The organism is Mucilaginibacter sp. (genome assembly GCF_039935595.1).
In the GTDB taxonomy this organism is placed as follows: domain Bacteria; phylum Bacteroidota; class Bacteroidia; order Sphingobacteriales; family Sphingobacteriaceae; genus Mucilaginibacter.
This window is the reverse complement of record NZ_JBDTJZ010000209.1, coordinates 1-18294: the sequence shown is the minus strand read 5'-3', so window position 1 is coordinate 18294 and position 18294 is coordinate 1. Positions and strand designations below refer to the sequence as shown.

The 18294-nt window shown below is 36.4% G+C and carries 15 protein-coding genes; 8 read left to right on the top strand and 7 right to left on the bottom strand.

Translation table 11 applies throughout. The features are described from left to right. Nucleotides 1-129 precede the first annotated feature (129 nt). The 5 genes from ABI367_RS14945 to ABI367_RS14925 are packed head-to-tail and all read left to right on the top strand — an operon-like array spanning nucleotide 130 to nucleotide 5195. A complete protein-coding gene (locus ABI367_RS14945) occupies nucleotides 130-1527 on the top strand; it encodes an O-antigen ligase family protein (protein WP_462227539.1) in 1398 nt (465 codons plus the stop codon). Next, the gene (locus ABI367_RS14940; protein WP_462227538.1) at nucleotides 1520-2212 is read left to right on the top strand and encodes an acyltransferase; all 693 of its coding nucleotides are present in this window, start codon (nucleotides 1520-1522) and stop codon (nucleotides 2210-2212) included. The genes ABI367_RS14945 and ABI367_RS14940 overlap by 8 nt, the downstream gene beginning before the upstream one ends. A gap of 27 nt (nucleotides 2213-2239) precedes the next feature. After that, nucleotides 2240-3385, top strand: coding sequence for a glycosyltransferase family 4 protein (locus ABI367_RS14935; protein ID WP_462227537.1), 1146 nt, complete (start codon nucleotides 2240-2242; stop codon nucleotides 3383-3385). 57 nt (nucleotides 3386-3442) lie between these two features. Beyond that, nucleotides 3443-4477 carry a GHMP family kinase ATP-binding protein gene (locus ABI367_RS14930; RefSeq protein ID WP_462227536.1) on the top strand — a complete coding sequence of 345 codons (1035 nt, stop codon included), beginning with the start codon at nucleotides 3443-3445 and terminating at the stop codon, nucleotides 4475-4477. 37 nt (nucleotides 4478-4514) lie between these two features. Then, nucleotides 4515-5195 carry a nucleotidyltransferase family protein gene (locus tag ABI367_RS14925; protein WP_462227534.1) on the top strand — a complete coding sequence of 227 codons (681 nt, stop codon included), beginning with the start codon at nucleotides 4515-4517 and terminating at the stop codon, nucleotides 5193-5195. A gap of 13 nt (nucleotides 5196-5208) precedes the next feature. Here ABI367_RS14925 and ABI367_RS14920 read toward each other — a convergent pair whose 3' ends face one another. The 3 genes from ABI367_RS14920 to ABI367_RS14910 all read right to left on the bottom strand — a co-directional run bounded on the left by ABI367_RS14920 (nucleotide 5209) and on the right by ABI367_RS14910 (nucleotide 8245). Further along, complete coding sequence (locus tag ABI367_RS14920) at nucleotides 5209-6312, bottom strand: glycosyltransferase (RefSeq protein ID WP_462227533.1); 1104 nt, start codon at nucleotides 6310-6312, stop codon at nucleotides 5209-5211. A gap of 15 nt (nucleotides 6313-6327) precedes the next feature. Further along, a complete protein-coding gene (locus ABI367_RS14915; protein WP_462227532.1) occupies nucleotides 6328-7272 on the bottom strand; it encodes an SDR family oxidoreductase in 945 nt (314 codons plus the stop codon). A gap of 256 nt (nucleotides 7273-7528) precedes the next feature. Continuing rightward, nucleotides 7529-8245: a methyltransferase domain-containing protein gene (locus ABI367_RS14910; protein ID WP_462227531.1), complete on the bottom strand. Its 717-nt coding sequence runs from the start codon at nucleotides 8243-8245 to the stop codon at nucleotides 7529-7531. A 204-nt stretch (nucleotides 8246-8449) separates the two neighbouring features. Between ABI367_RS14910 and ABI367_RS14905 the strand changes: the two genes are divergently transcribed. The 3 genes from ABI367_RS14905 (at nucleotide 8450) to ABI367_RS14895 (ending at nucleotide 13200) form a co-directional block, all read left to right on the top strand. Continuing rightward, nucleotides 8450-9682, top strand: coding sequence for a glycosyltransferase family 4 protein (locus tag ABI367_RS14905; RefSeq protein ID WP_462227530.1), 1233 nt, complete (start codon nucleotides 8450-8452; stop codon nucleotides 9680-9682). A gap of 117 nt (nucleotides 9683-9799) precedes the next feature. After that, complete coding sequence (locus ABI367_RS14900) at nucleotides 9800-12133, top strand: SLBB domain-containing protein (protein ID WP_462227529.1); 2334 nt, start codon at nucleotides 9800-9802, stop codon at nucleotides 12131-12133. Next, nucleotides 12133-13200 (top strand): GumC domain-containing protein, encoded by a 1068-nt coding sequence (locus tag ABI367_RS14895; RefSeq protein WP_462227528.1) that lies wholly within the window; start codon nucleotides 12133-12135, stop codon nucleotides 13198-13200. Before ABI367_RS14900 ends, ABI367_RS14895 begins: the two co-directional genes overlap by 1 nt. Before the next feature lies 1 nt (nucleotide 13201). Here the strand turns inward: ABI367_RS14895 and ABI367_RS14890 are convergent, their stop codons facing one another. The 4 genes from ABI367_RS14890 to ABI367_RS14875 form a co-directional block, all read right to left on the bottom strand. Continuing rightward, on the bottom strand, nucleotides 13202-14881 hold the full coding sequence (locus ABI367_RS14890; protein ID WP_462227527.1) for a capsule assembly Wzi family protein: 1680 nt from the start codon (nucleotides 14879-14881) through the stop codon (nucleotides 13202-13204). Between the two features lie 2 nt (nucleotides 14882-14883). Then, nucleotides 14884-16578: a capsule assembly Wzi family protein gene (locus ABI367_RS14885; RefSeq protein ID WP_462227526.1), complete on the bottom strand. Its 1695-nt coding sequence runs from the start codon at nucleotides 16576-16578 to the stop codon at nucleotides 14884-14886. Beyond that, on the bottom strand, nucleotides 16575-17228 hold the full coding sequence (locus tag ABI367_RS14880) for a hypothetical protein (RefSeq protein ID WP_462227525.1): 654 nt from the start codon (nucleotides 17226-17228) through the stop codon (nucleotides 16575-16577). Before ABI367_RS14880 ends, ABI367_RS14885 begins: the two co-directional genes overlap by 4 nt. Further along, nucleotides 17221-18294, bottom strand: a 1074-nt coding sequence (locus ABI367_RS14875; RefSeq protein WP_462227524.1) for a UDP-N-acetylglucosamine 4,6-dehydratase family protein, incomplete at its 5' end; no start/stop codon positions are given. The genes ABI367_RS14875 and ABI367_RS14880, both read right to left, overlap by 8 nt.

Genomic DNA, 18294 nt, shown 5'->3' with positions numbered 1-18294 from the left:
TATAACTTATTGCCTTGTAAACCAAATTGTGTTATTCATAAAATCATGAATCATATCCTGTATAATAATGATGAAAAAATGAAATTTCAGCCAAAAACCCTAATTTGGCCTCAAAGTTAACACACCGGCATGTTTATTATTTTCCTGTTAATCTATATTACTTCATTTATTGCAGCCGTAAGGGAAATATATAAAGGCAATACCAGCGGGATATTGACATACCTGATTTTTGGATTATCGATGTATACTACCGCCATGTCGGTCGCTTTTACATTTGGTCTTAAAGATTATATTCCTTTTATGCAGTCATTTAAAGAACTGCTTATAGTTAGTGTACTTGTTTTAAATATAGCAGGCTTAAAACATCGCCCCAGGCTTCACCTTATTGACTATTTAATATTTTTCTTTTTTTTATACCTCATTATTTATGCCCTGCTCCCTATCGGCGGCCTGGCTCTTACAGGCCGGCTGGTATCTTTAAAAAGCATTTGTTTTTACGTTGTGGTCTATTTTACAGGGCGTTCCTTTGATCCAAAAATGATTTACATTAATAAGTATTTTAACTATATAATACTGTTAACAATTGCAGCGGCTGCGGTGGTTGTTGTTGAAGTGATTTTTCAAAGCCCCCTACAATTTCATTCCGGCTATTTTGATTACAGCTACCATTATTACAACCTCCAAAAAGAGGGATCTCTGGGGTTGGAAGAAGGCTTTACCTCGGATAGTGGTTACATACGGTTTGCCAGCTTTTTTACAAGTCCCCTTGAACATGCCGAAGCTACGCTGCTTGCTCTTGCTGTAATTATGGGCTTATATACAACTGACGACAACAAATTTAAAATCAATAGTATTAGCTTACTTGCCCTGGGGGCCACGCTTTTATCAATCGTGTTTGCTTTATCACGTGCGCCATTGGCGAGTTATTTCTTAATGATTTATGTATACGCGCTATTAACAAAGAAAAAACTCATCACTCGTGCCATTCAGTACGCCTTTATTTTGGCCGCTGTTTATGTTATATACTTATTTTGCCAGTTTGAAAATAATCATAGCGGCCTTATCGCAGTACTTTTGAATACTATTGATTTTAGTGACCCATCAAGCTTAGGCCATTTGCTGGCATGGACCGAGGGAATTATATCAATGGCCCAGCATCCATTTGGCATAGGGTTAGGCTCATCCGGAAGGGTTGGCGCCAGTTTAAATGAAAACATTGGCGGCGAAAATCAAATGATCATCCTTGGTGTTCAGGCCGGAATAATAGCGGCAATTTTATACCTGACTATATATATAATGCTTATTAAAGTAAGCTTTAAATGGCTCCATGTATTAAAAGGTAAGGAAAGAAAAATTTGCATGGCCGTTTTTTTTATAAAAGTCGGACTTTTAATATCTACATTAACTACTGAAATAGAGTCATCAACTTATTTATCGTATATGAATTGGTTTTTATCAGGATTGCTTATAAGTCTAATTATGAGTAAAGTCCCCACAAAAGCATTATCTCCGGTGCCTAATGATTGAAAAAATTATTAAAATATTAAAAAACGACCCCAACTATAAATGGGAAAGTAGTTATTCATTACCAGATATGCTTTGCATAAGTACGGTTAGAATATTACAAATAATAAGAGGGCTGTTTTTAAAACCGTTCTTAAAAAGATCAGCCGGATTATTATTTATAGGCCGCCGGGTTAAGGTAAGACACGGTTACCAGCTATCCGCTGGCAAAAATTTGATATTGGAAGACAATGTGAGTGTTAACGCCTTATCAGCAAACGGTATTCAACTGGGTGATCATGTTTCTATAGCCCGCGATTCTATTTTGTTTTGTACAGGTGTAATAGCACAAAAAGGAACCGGCATTGTTATTGGTAACCGCACTGGCATCAGCGCCCGGGCCTACCTGGCCGGTCAGGGCGGTATTACTATCGGCAATGACGTAATTATGGGGCCAAATGTGCAAATATTTTCAGAAAATCATGTTTTTGATGATACACTTTTAACTATAAAAGAGCAGGGAGTAACCAAACAAGCAGTTATCATTGGCAATAATTGTTGGCTGGGTGCCGGTTGCACTATTTTAGCCGGAGTTATTTTAGGTGATGGTTGCGTTGTGGCGGCAGGCAGTGTAGTTAATAAATCTTTTCCTGCAAATTCGGTACTAGCAGGCGTACCTGCAAAATTGATAAAAACCCGTAATATTTAATCCTGTTAAATAACACAAAAACTAAATATGATAAAAAAGCCCTTAACAATTGGAGTAGATGTGCGCGTTGCAAGGGTGGCTAAAACAGGAATCAGGAGCTACCTTGGAGAATTACGTAAAGAATTTGAAAATTTAGCCGGAGATGATCTTTGTTTTCATTTTTTAGACACATCTTTTCCAATTTATACAGGCAACAATAAACTACTGAAATGGATTGGACATTTCAGGTATCAGCTATGGAAACAATTGATTTTGCCTATAAAAGCATGGTCAAAAAAATGCGATATTGTTTTTTGCGTTGATGATTGTGTACCCTATATACATCTAAATTATAAAACTGTTGCCACCATTCATGATGCATTTTTTTTTGAATCGCCTGATAATTATGGAAAGTTATGGTTATGGCTTTATGAAAATACGGCTATCCCGGCGGCAAAAAGATCATCGTTCGTTATCACTAAAACATTTTATGGCAAGAAACAAATAGTTAATTTTACGACACTAGCGCCCGACAAATTAATTGTGGTGTATGATGGTGGCCCCAAAAGGGTTGATCATCATGAAACTGCTAATAATCCGAATCAATTCTTAAAAAGTTTATCTGTTACACCAACTAATTACATTTTGCATGTTGGTGCTATGTTTAAAAGGAAAAATTTGGTGGCGCTGGTAAATGCTTTCGCTGAAATTAAAAAAACCGGGTACCCGGAATTAAAGTTGGTTTTGGCCGGCCCATTGTCAACCAGCAAGTTTGATAACGATTATGAATCAATACTTAATGCTATTGAAAAACACGATCTAAAAAACGCAGTGGTAATTCCCGGTTATTTAACTGATGTCGAGGTTGAAGAACTTTATAATAGCGCGTTAATGTATGTTTTTCCATCGTTAAATGAAGGCTTCGGGTTAGGTGTTTTAGAAGGCTTTTCGCATAATTTACCGGTATTGGTAGCTAACAATACCTGCCTGCAGGAAGTTGGTGGCGATGCGGTTTTATCATTCGATCCTTATAATGTAGGCGATATTGCCGATAAAATACATACTGTATTACAAGACACTGGCTTACAAAAAAAAATGATAAGCATGGGCCAGCAACGTTTAAAGGATTTTTCATGGCAGGCTACAGCAAAGCAAATAGTTGATATTTTTAAAAAAGCCACATTAATATCCTGACAAAAGAGTCAGTACCTTAGCTACTTAGTATTTTTAAATAAAAGTCGATATAAAATAATGATTATACGTTCAAAAGCACCCCTCCGTTTAGGCCTTGCGGGTGGTGGAAGTGATGTTTCGCCATATAGCGATTTATACGGTGGACTTGTTTTAAATGCAACCATCAATTTATACGCCTATTGCACCATTAAAGAAACCAGAAATAAGCTTATCAAATTAATTGCCCCCGATATCAATAAATCGGTATCATACAGCTCATCATTACAATTACCAATGGACGGCATATTGGATTTGCATAAAGGCGTTTATAACAGAATTGTAAAAGATTTTAAAATAACCAAACCATTATCATTTGAAATAACAACTTATTCTGATGCACCTCCGGGCAGCGGCCTGGGCTCATCATCTGCAATGGTTGTAGCCATTGTAAAGGCTTTTACAGAATGGTTAGGGCTACCCTTGGGTGAGTACGAAATAGCACATCTTGCTTATGAAATTGAGCGTAATGATCTAAACTTAAGCGGAGGCAAGCAAGACCAGTATGCAGCAACATTTGGCGGTTTTAATTTTATGGAATTTTTTAATGATGACCGGGTAGTGGTTAATCCCTTACGTGTAAAAAGATGGATAATTGATGAGTTAGAATCAAGTATGCTTCTTTACTATACCGGGGCGTCGCGCTCGTCCGCGCAAATTATTGATGAACAAAAGGCAAACACATTAGCAGGCAATACCGTAGCTATTGATGCGATGCATCAAATAAAACAAAGCTCATTACATATGAAAGAGGCTATTTTAAAAGGCGATATTGGTTCATACGCAAATATTTTAGGCGGCGCATGGGAAAACAAAAAACAAATGGCCAAATCAATAACCAATAATCATATTGATAGTATAGTAAAAAGAACTTTAAAGGCCGGGGCTATTGCCGGTAAGGTATCAGGTGCAGGTGGCGGCGGTTTTATTATGTTCGTAATTGACCCGACAAAAAAAATTGATATTATCAATTCATTGAAAAAAAATAAAGACGGAGAAATTGTTCCATTTCAATTTAGCGAGGGTGGTTGCCATGGCTGGAAGATTAACAAGTAATGAACGTGTTTAGTTATTTATACAAATACAAAAGTTTATGGAAGCAATTATATTAGCCGGTGGTTTAGGCACAAGATTGCGTGATATTGTAAAAGATATCCCTAAACCTATGGCACCAATTAACGGCACCCCTTTTTTACATTACATATTTGAGTGGTTATCTAATTTTCCGGTTAACAACGTGACGCTTTCGATAGGATACAAGGCCGATGTTATTTTCAATCATTTTAATACCAATTATAAGGGCATATCCATCAAATATGCTACTGAAAACAAACCCTTAGGTACTGGCGGGGCTATTAAATATGCTTTAAGTAAAACTGTCGAAGACAACGTTTTAATAGTTAATGGTGATACCTATTTCCCTATTGATGTTAATCGCTTTGCGGACTTTCATCAAAACAATAAAAGTGATATATCTATTGCGTTAAAGCACATGACGGATTTTGACAGGTATGGCAGCGTAAAAATATTGAACAACAAAATTATAAGCTTTAATGAAAAACAACACCTTAGGGAAGGATTGATTAATGGAGGTATATATATAGTTAATAAAAAAGCGATTAACTTTAATAGTTTACCTGACGTTTTTTCGTTTGAAGCTGAGGTGTTGGAAAAATGTGTGCATTACGGCTCAATAAACGGAATGATTTTTAATGATACGTTTATTGATATCGGTGTGCCTGAGGATTATAAAAAAGCATGCATGATGTTATGAGAAAAATTACTAGTTAAGCTGTCATAAAAACCTCTACGTGGTCATCGGCTACCTTTTCCCAGTTAAATACGTTTAAGGCACGCTCCTGAGCTTTTTTAGCGAGCGCTAACATTTGGGGATAGTTTGCCTCGCAAAAGCATATTACATCGGTTAATGACTCTACATCGGCCTTATTAAACATACGGGCCGCATCAGCAACCGCATATTGATTTTCTGCAATATCACTTACTATAATGGGTACGTTTAACCCCATTACAGTTAAAACAACAGGCGATAGTCCTTCAACATCTGATGGCTGTATATAACAATAGCAGTTACACATCAGCGTAGTTACATCAGCCCCATATATGTAACCTGCAAATATTACCTTATCATTAGCCATATCTCTTAACTCCTGTTCATAGGGTGATGGGTTAGGTGAACCGCCAATTAAAACAAGCTTTTTGCCAGAGTTTGAATTTTTAAACGCGGGTATTAAATAGTGCAGCCCTTTGTCTGGTATAAACCGTCCAACAAATAAATAATAATCACCTTTATCTACTCCCAATTTTTGCAAAATATCCGTATTTCCGGTATCGGGCTCTACCTCACTCCCAAACGGAATAAATTTATATTTCCTTTTAAATTTATCCTCAAAAAGCTTTTTGGCTATAATATTATCAAATATTACCTGGTTGGGAATGTATGCAGTAATAAATGATGATGCTTTAAGATATAATTTACCGTACCACGACCACTTATCGCGTTTCCAATCAACACCGTCCTGACTGATGAACACCTTTTTTCTAAATAACCTTAAAGGTATTGCCCAAATACTATTACCACCATTTTGTATATGTACAATATCGGCGGTGTTATTAAAAATAATATCAAAAGTACATTTGAGGGAGTGCAAAAGGGTATCAAAACCTTTGACTGACGTGGTTTTAAAGGTTTTTATTTGTACACCTTTATACGCCGTAACATCAACAAATACATCAGGGTATTGTCTGTTATAGGCAATTACTTGATGCCCCCGTTTAACTAATCTGGGAAATAATTCAAGGGCAAATTTATCTGCCCCGGCTGCTCCTTTTGCCAAAGGTATTGACCGAAAACCAAAAGCAGCAATACGCATTACCGAAAGTAATATTTATAATGTAGTTATATCTTCTTTTATTACAGGTATATTTTTTTCTTCCAAATAATCTGTATAATAATCAGCAATATATTCACGTAGGGCAACTTTCCAATCGCGCATAATATTCATATTCCTTAACTCCAGTTTCCTGTTTATAAGACGTTCTGAAGGCGGACGCGGGGCAAAATAGGTATCTTTAAAATAGCTGGATGTTACCTCATTAAAAACCACCGTATCTTTTAACCCTAATATGTCAACCAGTTCTTCGGCTACTTCCCTTCTGCTTGTTTCACCATTACAAACCAGGTTATACAAGCCCCAATATTCACGTTCAATCAGCAGCTTTACATTTTTAGCAAAATCTACCGTAAATGTTGGTGTACCATCTTTATCATTTACAATATGCAACTCGCGTTTACCGCTTGCCAATTGTTTAATGATCTTATTTATAAATTTCTTGTCTTTGTAAGGCCCACCACCCATCATCCATCCTGCACGGCAAATTATATAGCGGTTGGCATTTTCGCGCACATAACGCTCGCCCATATATTTTGATCGTGCGTAATGTCCAAGCGGATTAGGTTCGTCCCAATCATCATAAAAATCTTTGGTACCGTCAAATATGCCTGCTGTACTAATATACAGCATTGGTATATTTAACTTATTAGCTATAAATACGGCATTTTCTACAGCAGTGGTGTTTGTAAGATAAGTGTCTTCCAGGTTAAGTTCGCAATATTCCAGATCGGTATAGGCACCTAAATGAAACAAATAATCGGGATTAAAAGCCTCTACATCTTTTTTATATTTTTCAAAATCGCGAAAATCTAAAAAACTAAGCCATTGTTCATTTACATCCTTATCAGTACACTTAAGCTCATAATCGTTTTTAAATATGCGGTAAAAAGCTTCTCCAAGCATTCCCCCGGCACCAGCAATGTAAATTTTTTTCTTCATATGTAGACATCAGGACGATTGTGAAACCTATAAATATTAACCATAACTACAAATCTCTAAAAGTAGATTTCACCTCTCAAATTTAATTCTTTTTGCTTTACTATTGCGATATTTTTTCAAAATCGCTGTTAAAACTAGATTTTATTATATAAATTAAAATTTGCTGTATAGTATTTATACAAACACAGAATATTAAAATATGTTTGAGTTTATAATAATCTAATAATTATCATAAACCCGATTAAACTTAGGGGGCTTATTGCCTTACAATTAAAACAAAATCCATTGTTGCAAAAAATTTCCTATTCCTTTTTATAGTATACTTTTTCACGTTAAGTTGCTTTAACATTTTTTTAACATCGCTTACACTCAGCAAATTCATATAATCGCCTGCAGCCCATGCTTTACTAAACAAGGGTAAAATCTTATCAAAATATTTTTTAGGCAAAAAATGCAGGAAAGGTAACCTGGTATGTACTTCAATAGGGAACCAACGATTTGGAGTGGTAATAAAAATACTTTTACTTGTACGTAACAATTCACTCAAAAAAAGTAATTGCTTATCATGGCAGCCTACATGTTCAATTACTGCGTTTGACCACGCTATGTCAAATTCCTTATCCTTAAAAGGAAAATAACTTCCATCATATTTAACCACGTTAACCTCCGGAAAATTTTTTTTAAAGTTTGGTGCATCTTCAATGCCCAGTGCGGTTATATTTTCTTTGTAGGGATAGTTCTTTTCTAAAAAATTAACACCAGGATAAGCATCATCTTCGGTAAAACCAACATCTAAAATTTTAGAATTTCTATTAGGTTCTATTTGTTCTATAAAATACCGATATTTTTTTTGTCTGTTTTTTATCGAGATATTAATTGCAAAATTTTTCGTGAAGCTTTTCAGCATAAAAACTATCCTACTATTATTGAAGTAAATACTACATGTAGCAGTACTTATTAATGCAACAAACATAACTATTTGAATTTGGTTTGGTTTGATATTACCCGGCAAAAACAAAATAATTAAAGAGATTGATAAGTAAAGGGGTTTTAGTTATTCTATTCATGCTTTCAGTTACTTTAAATATTAACTTTGACCCATCTTGTAATATACAATAAATGCAATCATCTTTGGGTTTATTTGCTATAAACTTTAAATTATGTTAAGGCTTATTAAATGAATATTCTTGTTGTAAACTGGGCTTGGTATGCTACCGGGGGGGATTGGACATACGTTGAAAATTTAGTAAATATTTATGAGCAAAAAGGCCATAAGGTTATACCGTTTGCTATGAAGGACGACAGGAATCTCCCAACTAAGTACTCCGACTATTTTATTGAAAATATTGATTACAAAAAAGTCAACAAACGCAGTTTAACAGCCGGGGTAAAAGTTGTAATGAAAAGTATTTACTCGTACGAAGCGCAGCATAATCTTGAACGACTTTTAGCAGATGTTAAAATTGATTTCGCACATATAAATGTTATCCATCATTATATAACCCCGACCATTTTAAAAATATTAAAGCAAAAAAACATACCCATTATATGGACCTTACATGAATATACCCCTATTTGTCCTGACAGTATTTTTGTTAGTCATGGGGAGATATGTGAGCGCTGTTTTGGCGGCAAGTTTTATAATTGTATTACGCATTCGTGTAAAAAAGGCTCATATCTTGCAAGTACCGTTGCTGCTTTGGAAAACTACGTACATAAATACCTTAACTATTATGCCTATGTAGATCATTACGTATGTCCTTCTGTTTTTCAGTACAAAAAATACAAGCAGTTTAATTTTTTTAATGAAAAATTAGTTCAACTGTATCATGGCTATAATTATGCAGCTGTTGAAGAAGCCAAACTAATTGCCTTACCTGTTGAAGTCCCTTATATTGTATTTGTAGGACGGCTGGAAAAAATAAAAGGCGTACATACCTTGTTAAAAGCTATGCAAAACTGCCCCGGTATTAAACTTAAAATTGTGGGTGATGGCACACAGGAAAAGGAGCTAAAAAGATTTAAAGAAGAAAACCTGTTGAGCAATGTTTATTTTATGGGCAAGAAAAACAGGCTGGAAACCTTACAGGTAATTAATGGGGCAAATTTTTTAATATGCCCGTCAGAGTGTTATGAGGTATTGGGATTTACTGTGGTTGAGGCAATGGCCCTGGGCAAACCAGTTATTGGTGCTGCCATTGGCGGTATACCCGAAATGGTTATTAATAACAAAACAGGCTTTTTGTTTGAACCGGGCAATGCCATCCAATTGGCCGGATTAATTAAGTTATTAATTAACAATCCCGGCATGACCGAGCAAATGGGACTCGAAGCTAAACAACATATTAACCAACTTATTAACAACAAAAAACATTTTGAAGGCTTGCAAAAACTAATACCGGGATTGTAACGTTTCAATACAGTGTTTTTAATACCAAACTATGTGTGGCTATACCATTGCTAATATTAACCTACACACCGATATATATTTTATATTTGCATTACTTACATCATACTAAACTAATTCATGCGCATTAAATACCTGTTATATATACTGCTTTTTACTTTAACTATAGCCGTAAAACCTGCAACAGCCCAGGATTTTTCATTAAGTAACATGCAAAACTTGAAAGTTAGTATGGCTACTGACGATCAAATAACTGCAATGTGGAAAAAGATAACAGACGCTGGCATACCAGAGCAGGAGGCTTATAAGTTAATGGCACAAAAAGGGGTTGCTCCTGACGAAATAGAAGCATTTAAAACCCGTGTTACCTTGTTAGGCTTAAATAAAAAGGCAATTACACGTACCGCCTCAACCGCGGAAAAGAAAAAGATTGATTATTCAAGAGACAATGATTCAACTGTAATAAAGCCCCCTGTTAAAGCCGTATCGGCAATTGCATCACTACCCATATATGGTGCTGATTTTTTTAATAATCCCAATAAAACTTTTGATCCCAGCTTTAATATCGCCACGCCAAAAGGATATGTATTGGGCCCTGGTGATAATATAATAGTTTTACTAACCGGCTTAAATGAAAGCAGCGTAGTAACAAAAGTTACCCCCGAGGGGAATTTACAAGTGCCTTATGCGGGTTTGGTATATGTTAATGGCTTTACTATTGAACAGGCTACCAGTTTGATAAAGGCCAAAATGAGTAAGGTGTATCCTGCCTTAAAGTCGGGTAAATCACAGTTAACTGTAAATTTAGGTAATACACGCAGCATAAAAATAATTGTTACGGGCGAAGTAAAAGCACCTGGATCTTATACGCTATCTTCATTATCAACTTTATATTTTGCTTTATACTTATCAGACGGGCCAAACAAAAATGGGTCTTTACGTTATATCAGTATAATCAGGAACAATAAAGTTTATAAGGTAATTGATTTTTACAATTTTTTACAAAAAGGAATTATCGGTAGTAATGTCAGACTTGAAGACCAGGACGTAATAAGAATACCGGTTTATAAAAAACGGGTAAGTATAAGTGGGGAAGTAAAGAACCCCGCTATTTATGAATTAAAGGACGATGAAAAGTTGGAAGACCTGATAGAATATGCTGGAGGCTTCACCGATAAAGCATACAGAGGCATAGCCAAGGTTGACCAGATAAATGCGTTACAGCGCGAGGTAAAAGATGTACCGGCAAATTTATTTTCAAACTATACCCCGCACGATGGCGATAAGATAGAAATTGGAGCGATCACGGACAGGTATACCAACAGAATAGTTTTGCAGGGCTCTGTTTACCGCCCCGACGTTTACGAACTTACTGCGGGTTTTAGCCTGGCTCAACTTTTAAAATCAGCCGAAGGCCTTAAGCCCGAAGCGTATACAACATTGGGCTATATTAAACGTACACTTCCTAATCTGGAAAAAACGCAAATATCGTTTGTACCGGCTGATATTGTTGCCGGCAAAAATGATGTGCCTCTACTTCGGGAAGATACTGTTGTAATATTGGACAAAAGTATATTTATGTCTAACCTTCATATAAGTATTCAGGGATATGTAAGGCAGCCTGCGGTTATACCATATCGCAAGGGTATTAAGCTGGATGATGTAATTGCTATGGCAGGCGGCTTTGCCGAAGAGGCGGCTGATCATCGTGTTGAGATAACAAGAATAATAAAAAACGAATCTGATAGCGTAGCTAACCAATTGTCATCAACCTTTATTGTTAATATGGATAACAAGGCTGATCCTCACCGCGATGATGAATTGCAGCCTATGGATGTTATTAATGTACCCCGCCTTCCTAATTATCATGGATTGGGTAGTGTTGTTATAAAGGGTGAGGTTGTATTTCCGAGCGATTATCCTGTACTAAAACGAGATGAAACAGCGCTTGAGTTTTTGCAAAGGGCCGGGGGCGTTACGCCTTATGGCTCGCTTGAAAATACACAGGTTTACAGAAAGGGTGTACGGGTTAACCTTGACCTTAAAAACGCCGGTACCGACAATATAAACAAGAGTAAAATGATATTGCTTCCGGGCGATAGTGTGTACGTTCCGCGTGTCATATCGTATGTTGAAGTTTCGGGCGCAGTAAATAACCCACAATATATAAACTATAAAAGCGGACGTTTTAAGTATTACATTAACGCTGCTGCCGGCGTTAAGGAAAACGCGAGGTTAAAAGGCGCTTACATAAAATATCCTAACGGCTTAAATAAGCCGGTAAGGCACTTCCTATTTTTCCGTAGCTACCCAACTGTAAAACCGGGAAGTACCATAGTGGTGCCCGAAAAAGCACCAAACGAAGGGTTACACGTAGGGTTTGGTGACCTGGGCGGCATTTCGGCAGCTTTAACAGCCTTAGTTGGTATTGTGGCTATTTTAATTAAAAAGTAATGAACCAGGAAAATCAACAATACCCGTACGAACCTGAGTTTTCATTAAAAAAACTGCTCAACGATCGTTTTAATGATTTTAAATACGTACTCCAATTTAAAAAGACATTAGCTCTCATTTTAATTATCTGTGCATTAGCCGGGGCTTTTGTTGCATGGTATAAAAAGCCCACATATACAGCCCGCTTAACTTTTGTTGTTGATGATTCGAAATCAGCAGGGGGTGCAGGTGGATTGTCAGCCCTGGCAGGACAGTTTGGCTTTAACCTTGATGGTTTAGGGGGCGCAAGTGGGGTATTAGCCGGCGATAACGTTGAAGAGCTGATTAAAAGCCATAAATTAATGAAGGCTACGTTATTAACCCCTTATGACAGTACAACTGCACAAACACTGGCAGATAAATATGCCGCAGTTTATAAGCTTGACAATAAGTGGTTAAAATATAGTCCGGATGGTAAAATTATTCGATTCCCGGCTGACGATAAGCATAATACCAGGCTACAGGACAGTTTATTGCACGAGATGGTTATTTTAATTTTAGATAGCCAGTTTGGCATAACTAAAACCGATAAAAAATTGGGCTTTTTTGAGGTTAATACCACCATGAAAGACGAAAGACTTGCCCAACTTTTTTGTACTCGTATGATCAAACAATCCACCGAATTTTTTATCAGTACTAAAACACAACGGTTAAGAAACAATGTGAATCGCCTATCATTAATTGCTGATAGCATTGGCAAATTACTCACCCGCAAAACCTATTCGGCATCTGCCGCCAATCAGGATATATTAGATATCAACCCCGCTTATACCAATCCTAATGCCAATATTGAAGTAAAGGAACGGGATAAGACGGTACTATCAAGTGTATATGCCGAAACGGTAAAAAATTTAGAAGCAAGTAAGACCATGCTTGCGCAAGAAACACCTACAGTACAAGTGGTTGATGAGCCCGAGCTGCCTTTAACCAAAAATAAACTTAAATATTCTGTAACTATTCCAACCGGGATGCTGTTGGGATTAATTGGCTTTAGCTTTTACGCTTTATTAACTCGTAAAAGGAAATAAATTAAAATCTAAAGGTAATTCCTAATTCTGCATGTAAGTTATAAACATCATTATGAGGGATGTAGTATTTGCTTGGATCATAATCCTTCAATACCCATTCATAATTTAATGATTTTATATGTTGTATTTTGGCATTAAACATTAAATTTTTGTAATTCCATTCACCCTGCAAGCCCAAAGCAAAATCAACCCATTTGCCGCTGTTTCCATCAATATCATGGGAATACGGAAAATCAATGTTATGTTCATATCGATCAAAACTTAATCCTAAAGTTTTTAAACCCGAGACCCAACTAATGTTCATAGATTGTAGATTCCCTCCTGATCCGGTTCCGGCTCCAAGAATTTGACCTTCATTAGTATGCCCTTCTGTTATTTGATAATGTAAATACCAACCGCCCGAGTTTCTCGTTATCCTGTCAATAGACTGAGAAAGTTGTGTAATTTCGCCGCTTACTAAAATATGCTGATCTTTTTTACCTCCTATCGGTATCATTTTTCGTATTCCAAACAAATAGGCCCTGGAATGGTCAGGTGTACCAATAAAATCGTTTAAATTGTAGGAATTATCATTTAATCCATATTCAAAATAAACCTCTGCCTGCGCTTTGGTAAACAACCATCTTAAATACATTGAGGTTGTTTGATCCCTTGGAAATGGATCTCCAATACCGGCATCTTGCCCAACAGTTGCTTGTTTTGAATATGGTGTAAAAAATGGGAAATAAGCAGCAAAACCTGAAACGTCCTTTTGATAAGCGTCAAAAGTTCTTATTAACCCAATTGTCAAACCCTGTACCCATTTAGGATGGTAATTAATATTAATGCCGGTAAAATAACGCTGATTGGTTCTTTTAATCGGATCTGGGACTGTTCCGAACGATAGTGGGGCAAAGTTAGAAGCATCTAAATGAGCCGCTATTATTTGTGCCTCGAAATCTCCAACGTAAGTTTTTATAGGACGTATAGTGTTTAACGTTATATGCTTAAATCCGGGGGCGTTATTACTTAATATTAAAGAATTCCTAATTCCCGGTCCCCACCATAAATTTTCGCTTGACACCCCCAAAGAAATTGGATCAAATGTTAACCTAATATAACTTTGACCTAAAAATGTCTTTCTATAGGCGTTTGTACCATAACTTTCCGGCCAATCTATTTCTCGATAATAACTTAAATAGTTTGCTACCTCCGTAGCAGAATGTCCTGTTGCAAACCCATTAAATTGCTGATTATCCGCATACACAAATTCAGGCCTTAATTGTACGCTTAGTGGGCCAAACTTAAGATAAAAGCCACCACTAACCATGGTTTGATAACCTCTAGCCGGGATCATAGGCCCATCATTCCAACCGTATGGATGGTCTGAGTTATACTGTTGTTGCCATGTTAAGGGTAAAATCTGAAACTTTCCTAAATTTTTGGCAAATGATATTGGACCGGCTTCCACCCAATGATCCTTTTTTAAACTACTATCCTGATCAAAAACATCCCCCCCCTTTTTATTTTGGACAGGGAACAAAGGGCGAATTGTAAAAGAGAAATTTGAATCTACTTTTCCTAATAACTGCTCTCGCCTATAATAATCGTCAAAAACGGGCGAGCCTACAGGAATAGATTGTGCATTTGCCTTAAATAAGGCTATAATGAATACGGTTATTATAAAAAAAAACTTCCTCATAATTAAAACCTATAGGTAACGCCTGCTTGCACTTGCATATTAAATACACTTGTTTGATGAATAAAGCCTGGGTCGCCGCCATTGCCTATCAAATACCATTGATAATCAAAGGATTTAATACCTTGTACTTTGGCATTGAAAATCAAATTTTTATAGTTCCATTCACCACTGGCCGCAAGGCTTAAATCCACCCAATGCCGTGAATAATCGCTGCTATCATAAAATATATAATAGTAGGTGTCATTATCGTGTATATATCTTTCAAGTTGCAGCCCCAACCTTTTTAAGCCCTTTACCCAGCTTACATCTAATGATTGCAAATTACCGCCGGGGCCTATACCTGCACCAAGTAGTTGGCCGTTGTTAGTATACCCCTGCCTTATATTTCTACTTACATACCATTCTTCCCCTTGTAATACTTTACTCACATCAGTTTCTTGTAATTGCGTAACCTCAACTCCGATCATAATATTCTCATTAGTTGATTTGTTAAGAGTTAAAAGTTTTCTCAGCCCAAAAATGTATGCACGTGATTTGTCAGGACTTAAAAGAGATTGAGTCAGATCTGCTGTAGTATTACTATGCCCCCATTCAAAATAAATTTCGGCATGTTCCTGCGGCCATAACCAACGCATAAATAATGAACTCCTTTGATCTTGATTATTAATAGGGCCATCAGGTGCACTAATCTTTTTAATTGGAGAAAAAAGAGGTAAATAGTCTGTTAAACTATGAAGGTTAGCACCATATGATTGCGAACTTTGATCAAATCCCAAAAACAAACCCGGTACCCATTTAGGCTGCCATGTTAAAACAATACCTGCCAGGTATCGCCAGTTGTTGGGCTTTGGTACATATAAATTAGTGCCAAAAAAATAATAATCTGGCGTAAGTGGTGCAAACCCCGAGTTTTGCAGTCGTCCACCAATTAACTGACCTTCAAATGTACCAATAGGCGTTTTAACAGGTCGCCTGGTATTTAATGTTAAATGCGCAAAGCCAGGGGCAGTATTACTCATTAATAATGAGTTTCTGATACCCGGCCCCCACCATAAATTTTCAGTAGATAATCCAAAAGAGAACGACTTATAGTTAAGCCGTAAACTACTTTGGCCAAAGTCTATATTAGTATACGTCCCGGTTCCAAATTGTACCGGCAAATCAATATTATTATAAATATCATAGTACCGAGCAAAAACAGTACCGTAATGTTTTAGATTTAAATTTTCAAAGTCGGGGTTTGCAGCTATAACCAGTTCAGGCTTAAATTGAAATGATAATAGCCCATATTGTATAAAAATACCCCCACTCATAAATGTTTGGAGTCCTTTGGCGGGTATCATTGCACCATCATTCCAACCATATGGATGGTGCGAGTTAAACTGGCTTTGATAAACCAACGGCAATAAAACTGTTTTTAATTTTCCATCTTTTGACACCCAGGTACTTTCGGCATTTAATAAATTATATCTCTGCTCAGTGCTATCAGGATAGAATGTATCAGCTCGTTTGTTTATATAATTGGGTATAATTGGTCTTACAGTAAATGAAACCGTAGTATCAGTTAAGCCTAATAATTGCTGTCGCCGATAATAATCTTCAAGCCCTGTACTACCAACCGGTAATGATTGTGCGTATACCTTAACATAGCTGCAAAGAAACAACAATACAATAACGGTTACATTTTTTATCTTCATAAAGAAATAGTCTTGATGTTGATATTATCAACAGACCAGCTTTCATCGCATTTAGGATTCGATGAATTTGTTTGAACCAATTTATCTAAACATTTTAGTATCAATATAGAATTTGAATGCTTAAATGTCTTTACAATTTTATATAATGTTGTTCCATTTGGGTCGCCTATTAATTGGCAAATTCCTGGTAAGTCGGTTCTGTAAGCACCTGTTTTAGGATTATTAAAACTACTTGGATAATTAAACGGATAAGATTGAGGTGGACAAAAAACACCTCCGCCCCCAGCACAGGGGGCGTTAGAGAATGTAGCACTGATGAAAGTGTTTCCATCAACACTCATTTCCCAAATATCAGGACCATCTGGCGATTGCTTATTTCCATCCCAACTGTCATGAATGTATAAATCAAAGGTAATGGTTACCAGATCGTGCTTGGGTAAGTTGTTTACCAATAACGAAAAATAACTGTTATTATATAACCCTAATACAGCAGTATTATTATATTGTGTTATTGTTCCGTTAGTTATACCGGATAAATTGTTGGCTTCAAAATCATTGCTATAAACTACCGTTTCATTACGTACTTGTTGCTTGCAGGAGAATAATAGTATAGTAGTAATAAAAGCAACTAATACTAAGTTTTTATTCATTTAAAATGGCTTTTATCATATCCAACTCTTCAAAAACCGAATTTTGGCTTTTAAACTCATGAACTATTTGTTTCATAGATTTAACTACTTGTAAATCATTATTATTTTTTGCACATTTAATTACATTATATATCTGATCTTCAATTTCATCAAATAAATACTCTCTTACTTTCCCAATCATGATTTTTTCATGATGGGTCGGCATTGTATTTTCATGATCATTAAGCAGTTCTTCAAATAATTTTTCACCCGGTCTTAATCCGGTGTACTCAATTTTTATGTCTTGGTTAGGTATCAATCCTGCAAGGCGTATCATGCGTTTAGCCAATTCGATAATTTTTACAGATTTGCCCATATCAAAAATGTAGATCTCGCCACCTTTACCCATACAACCTGCCTCTAAAACTAATCGGCAAGCTTCTGGGATAGTCATAAAATAACGGGTAATTTCAGGGTGTGTCACGGTTACAGGGCCGCCTTTTTCGATTTGCTGTTTAAAACGCGGTATAACCGACCCATTTGAACCAAGCACATTGCCAAACCGGGTCGTTATAAAGCGCGTGTTTGATTTGGTATTATTTAAATAGCTTAAACCATTAGTAAAGTTAAACTCTTTACTGCTTATTGAACGATTTAATGACTGTACATATATCTCGGCAATACGCTTTGATGCCCCCATAACATTAGTAGGGTTTACAGCTTTATCTGTAGATATCATTACAAATTTTTGAACACCATGCTTTACGGATAGGTCTGCAATTGTTTTGGTACCTAAAACATTGGTTTTTACGGCTTCTGATGCATTATCTTCCATCAGTGGCACATGCTTATAAGCAGCAGCATGGTATACATAATGGGGTTTATATGTATCAAATAAAAATTCCATTCTTCTTTCATCCCTTACATCACCAACAAAAGCATGGAAATTGGTGTGAGAATGAGTTTCTTCAACTTCAAGATACAAATGATGAAGGCTAGTTTCAGACTGATCACACATTATAATGAGGCCTGTATCAAACTTTAATAACTGTCTCACTATTTCACTGCCTATTGAACCTGCGGCACC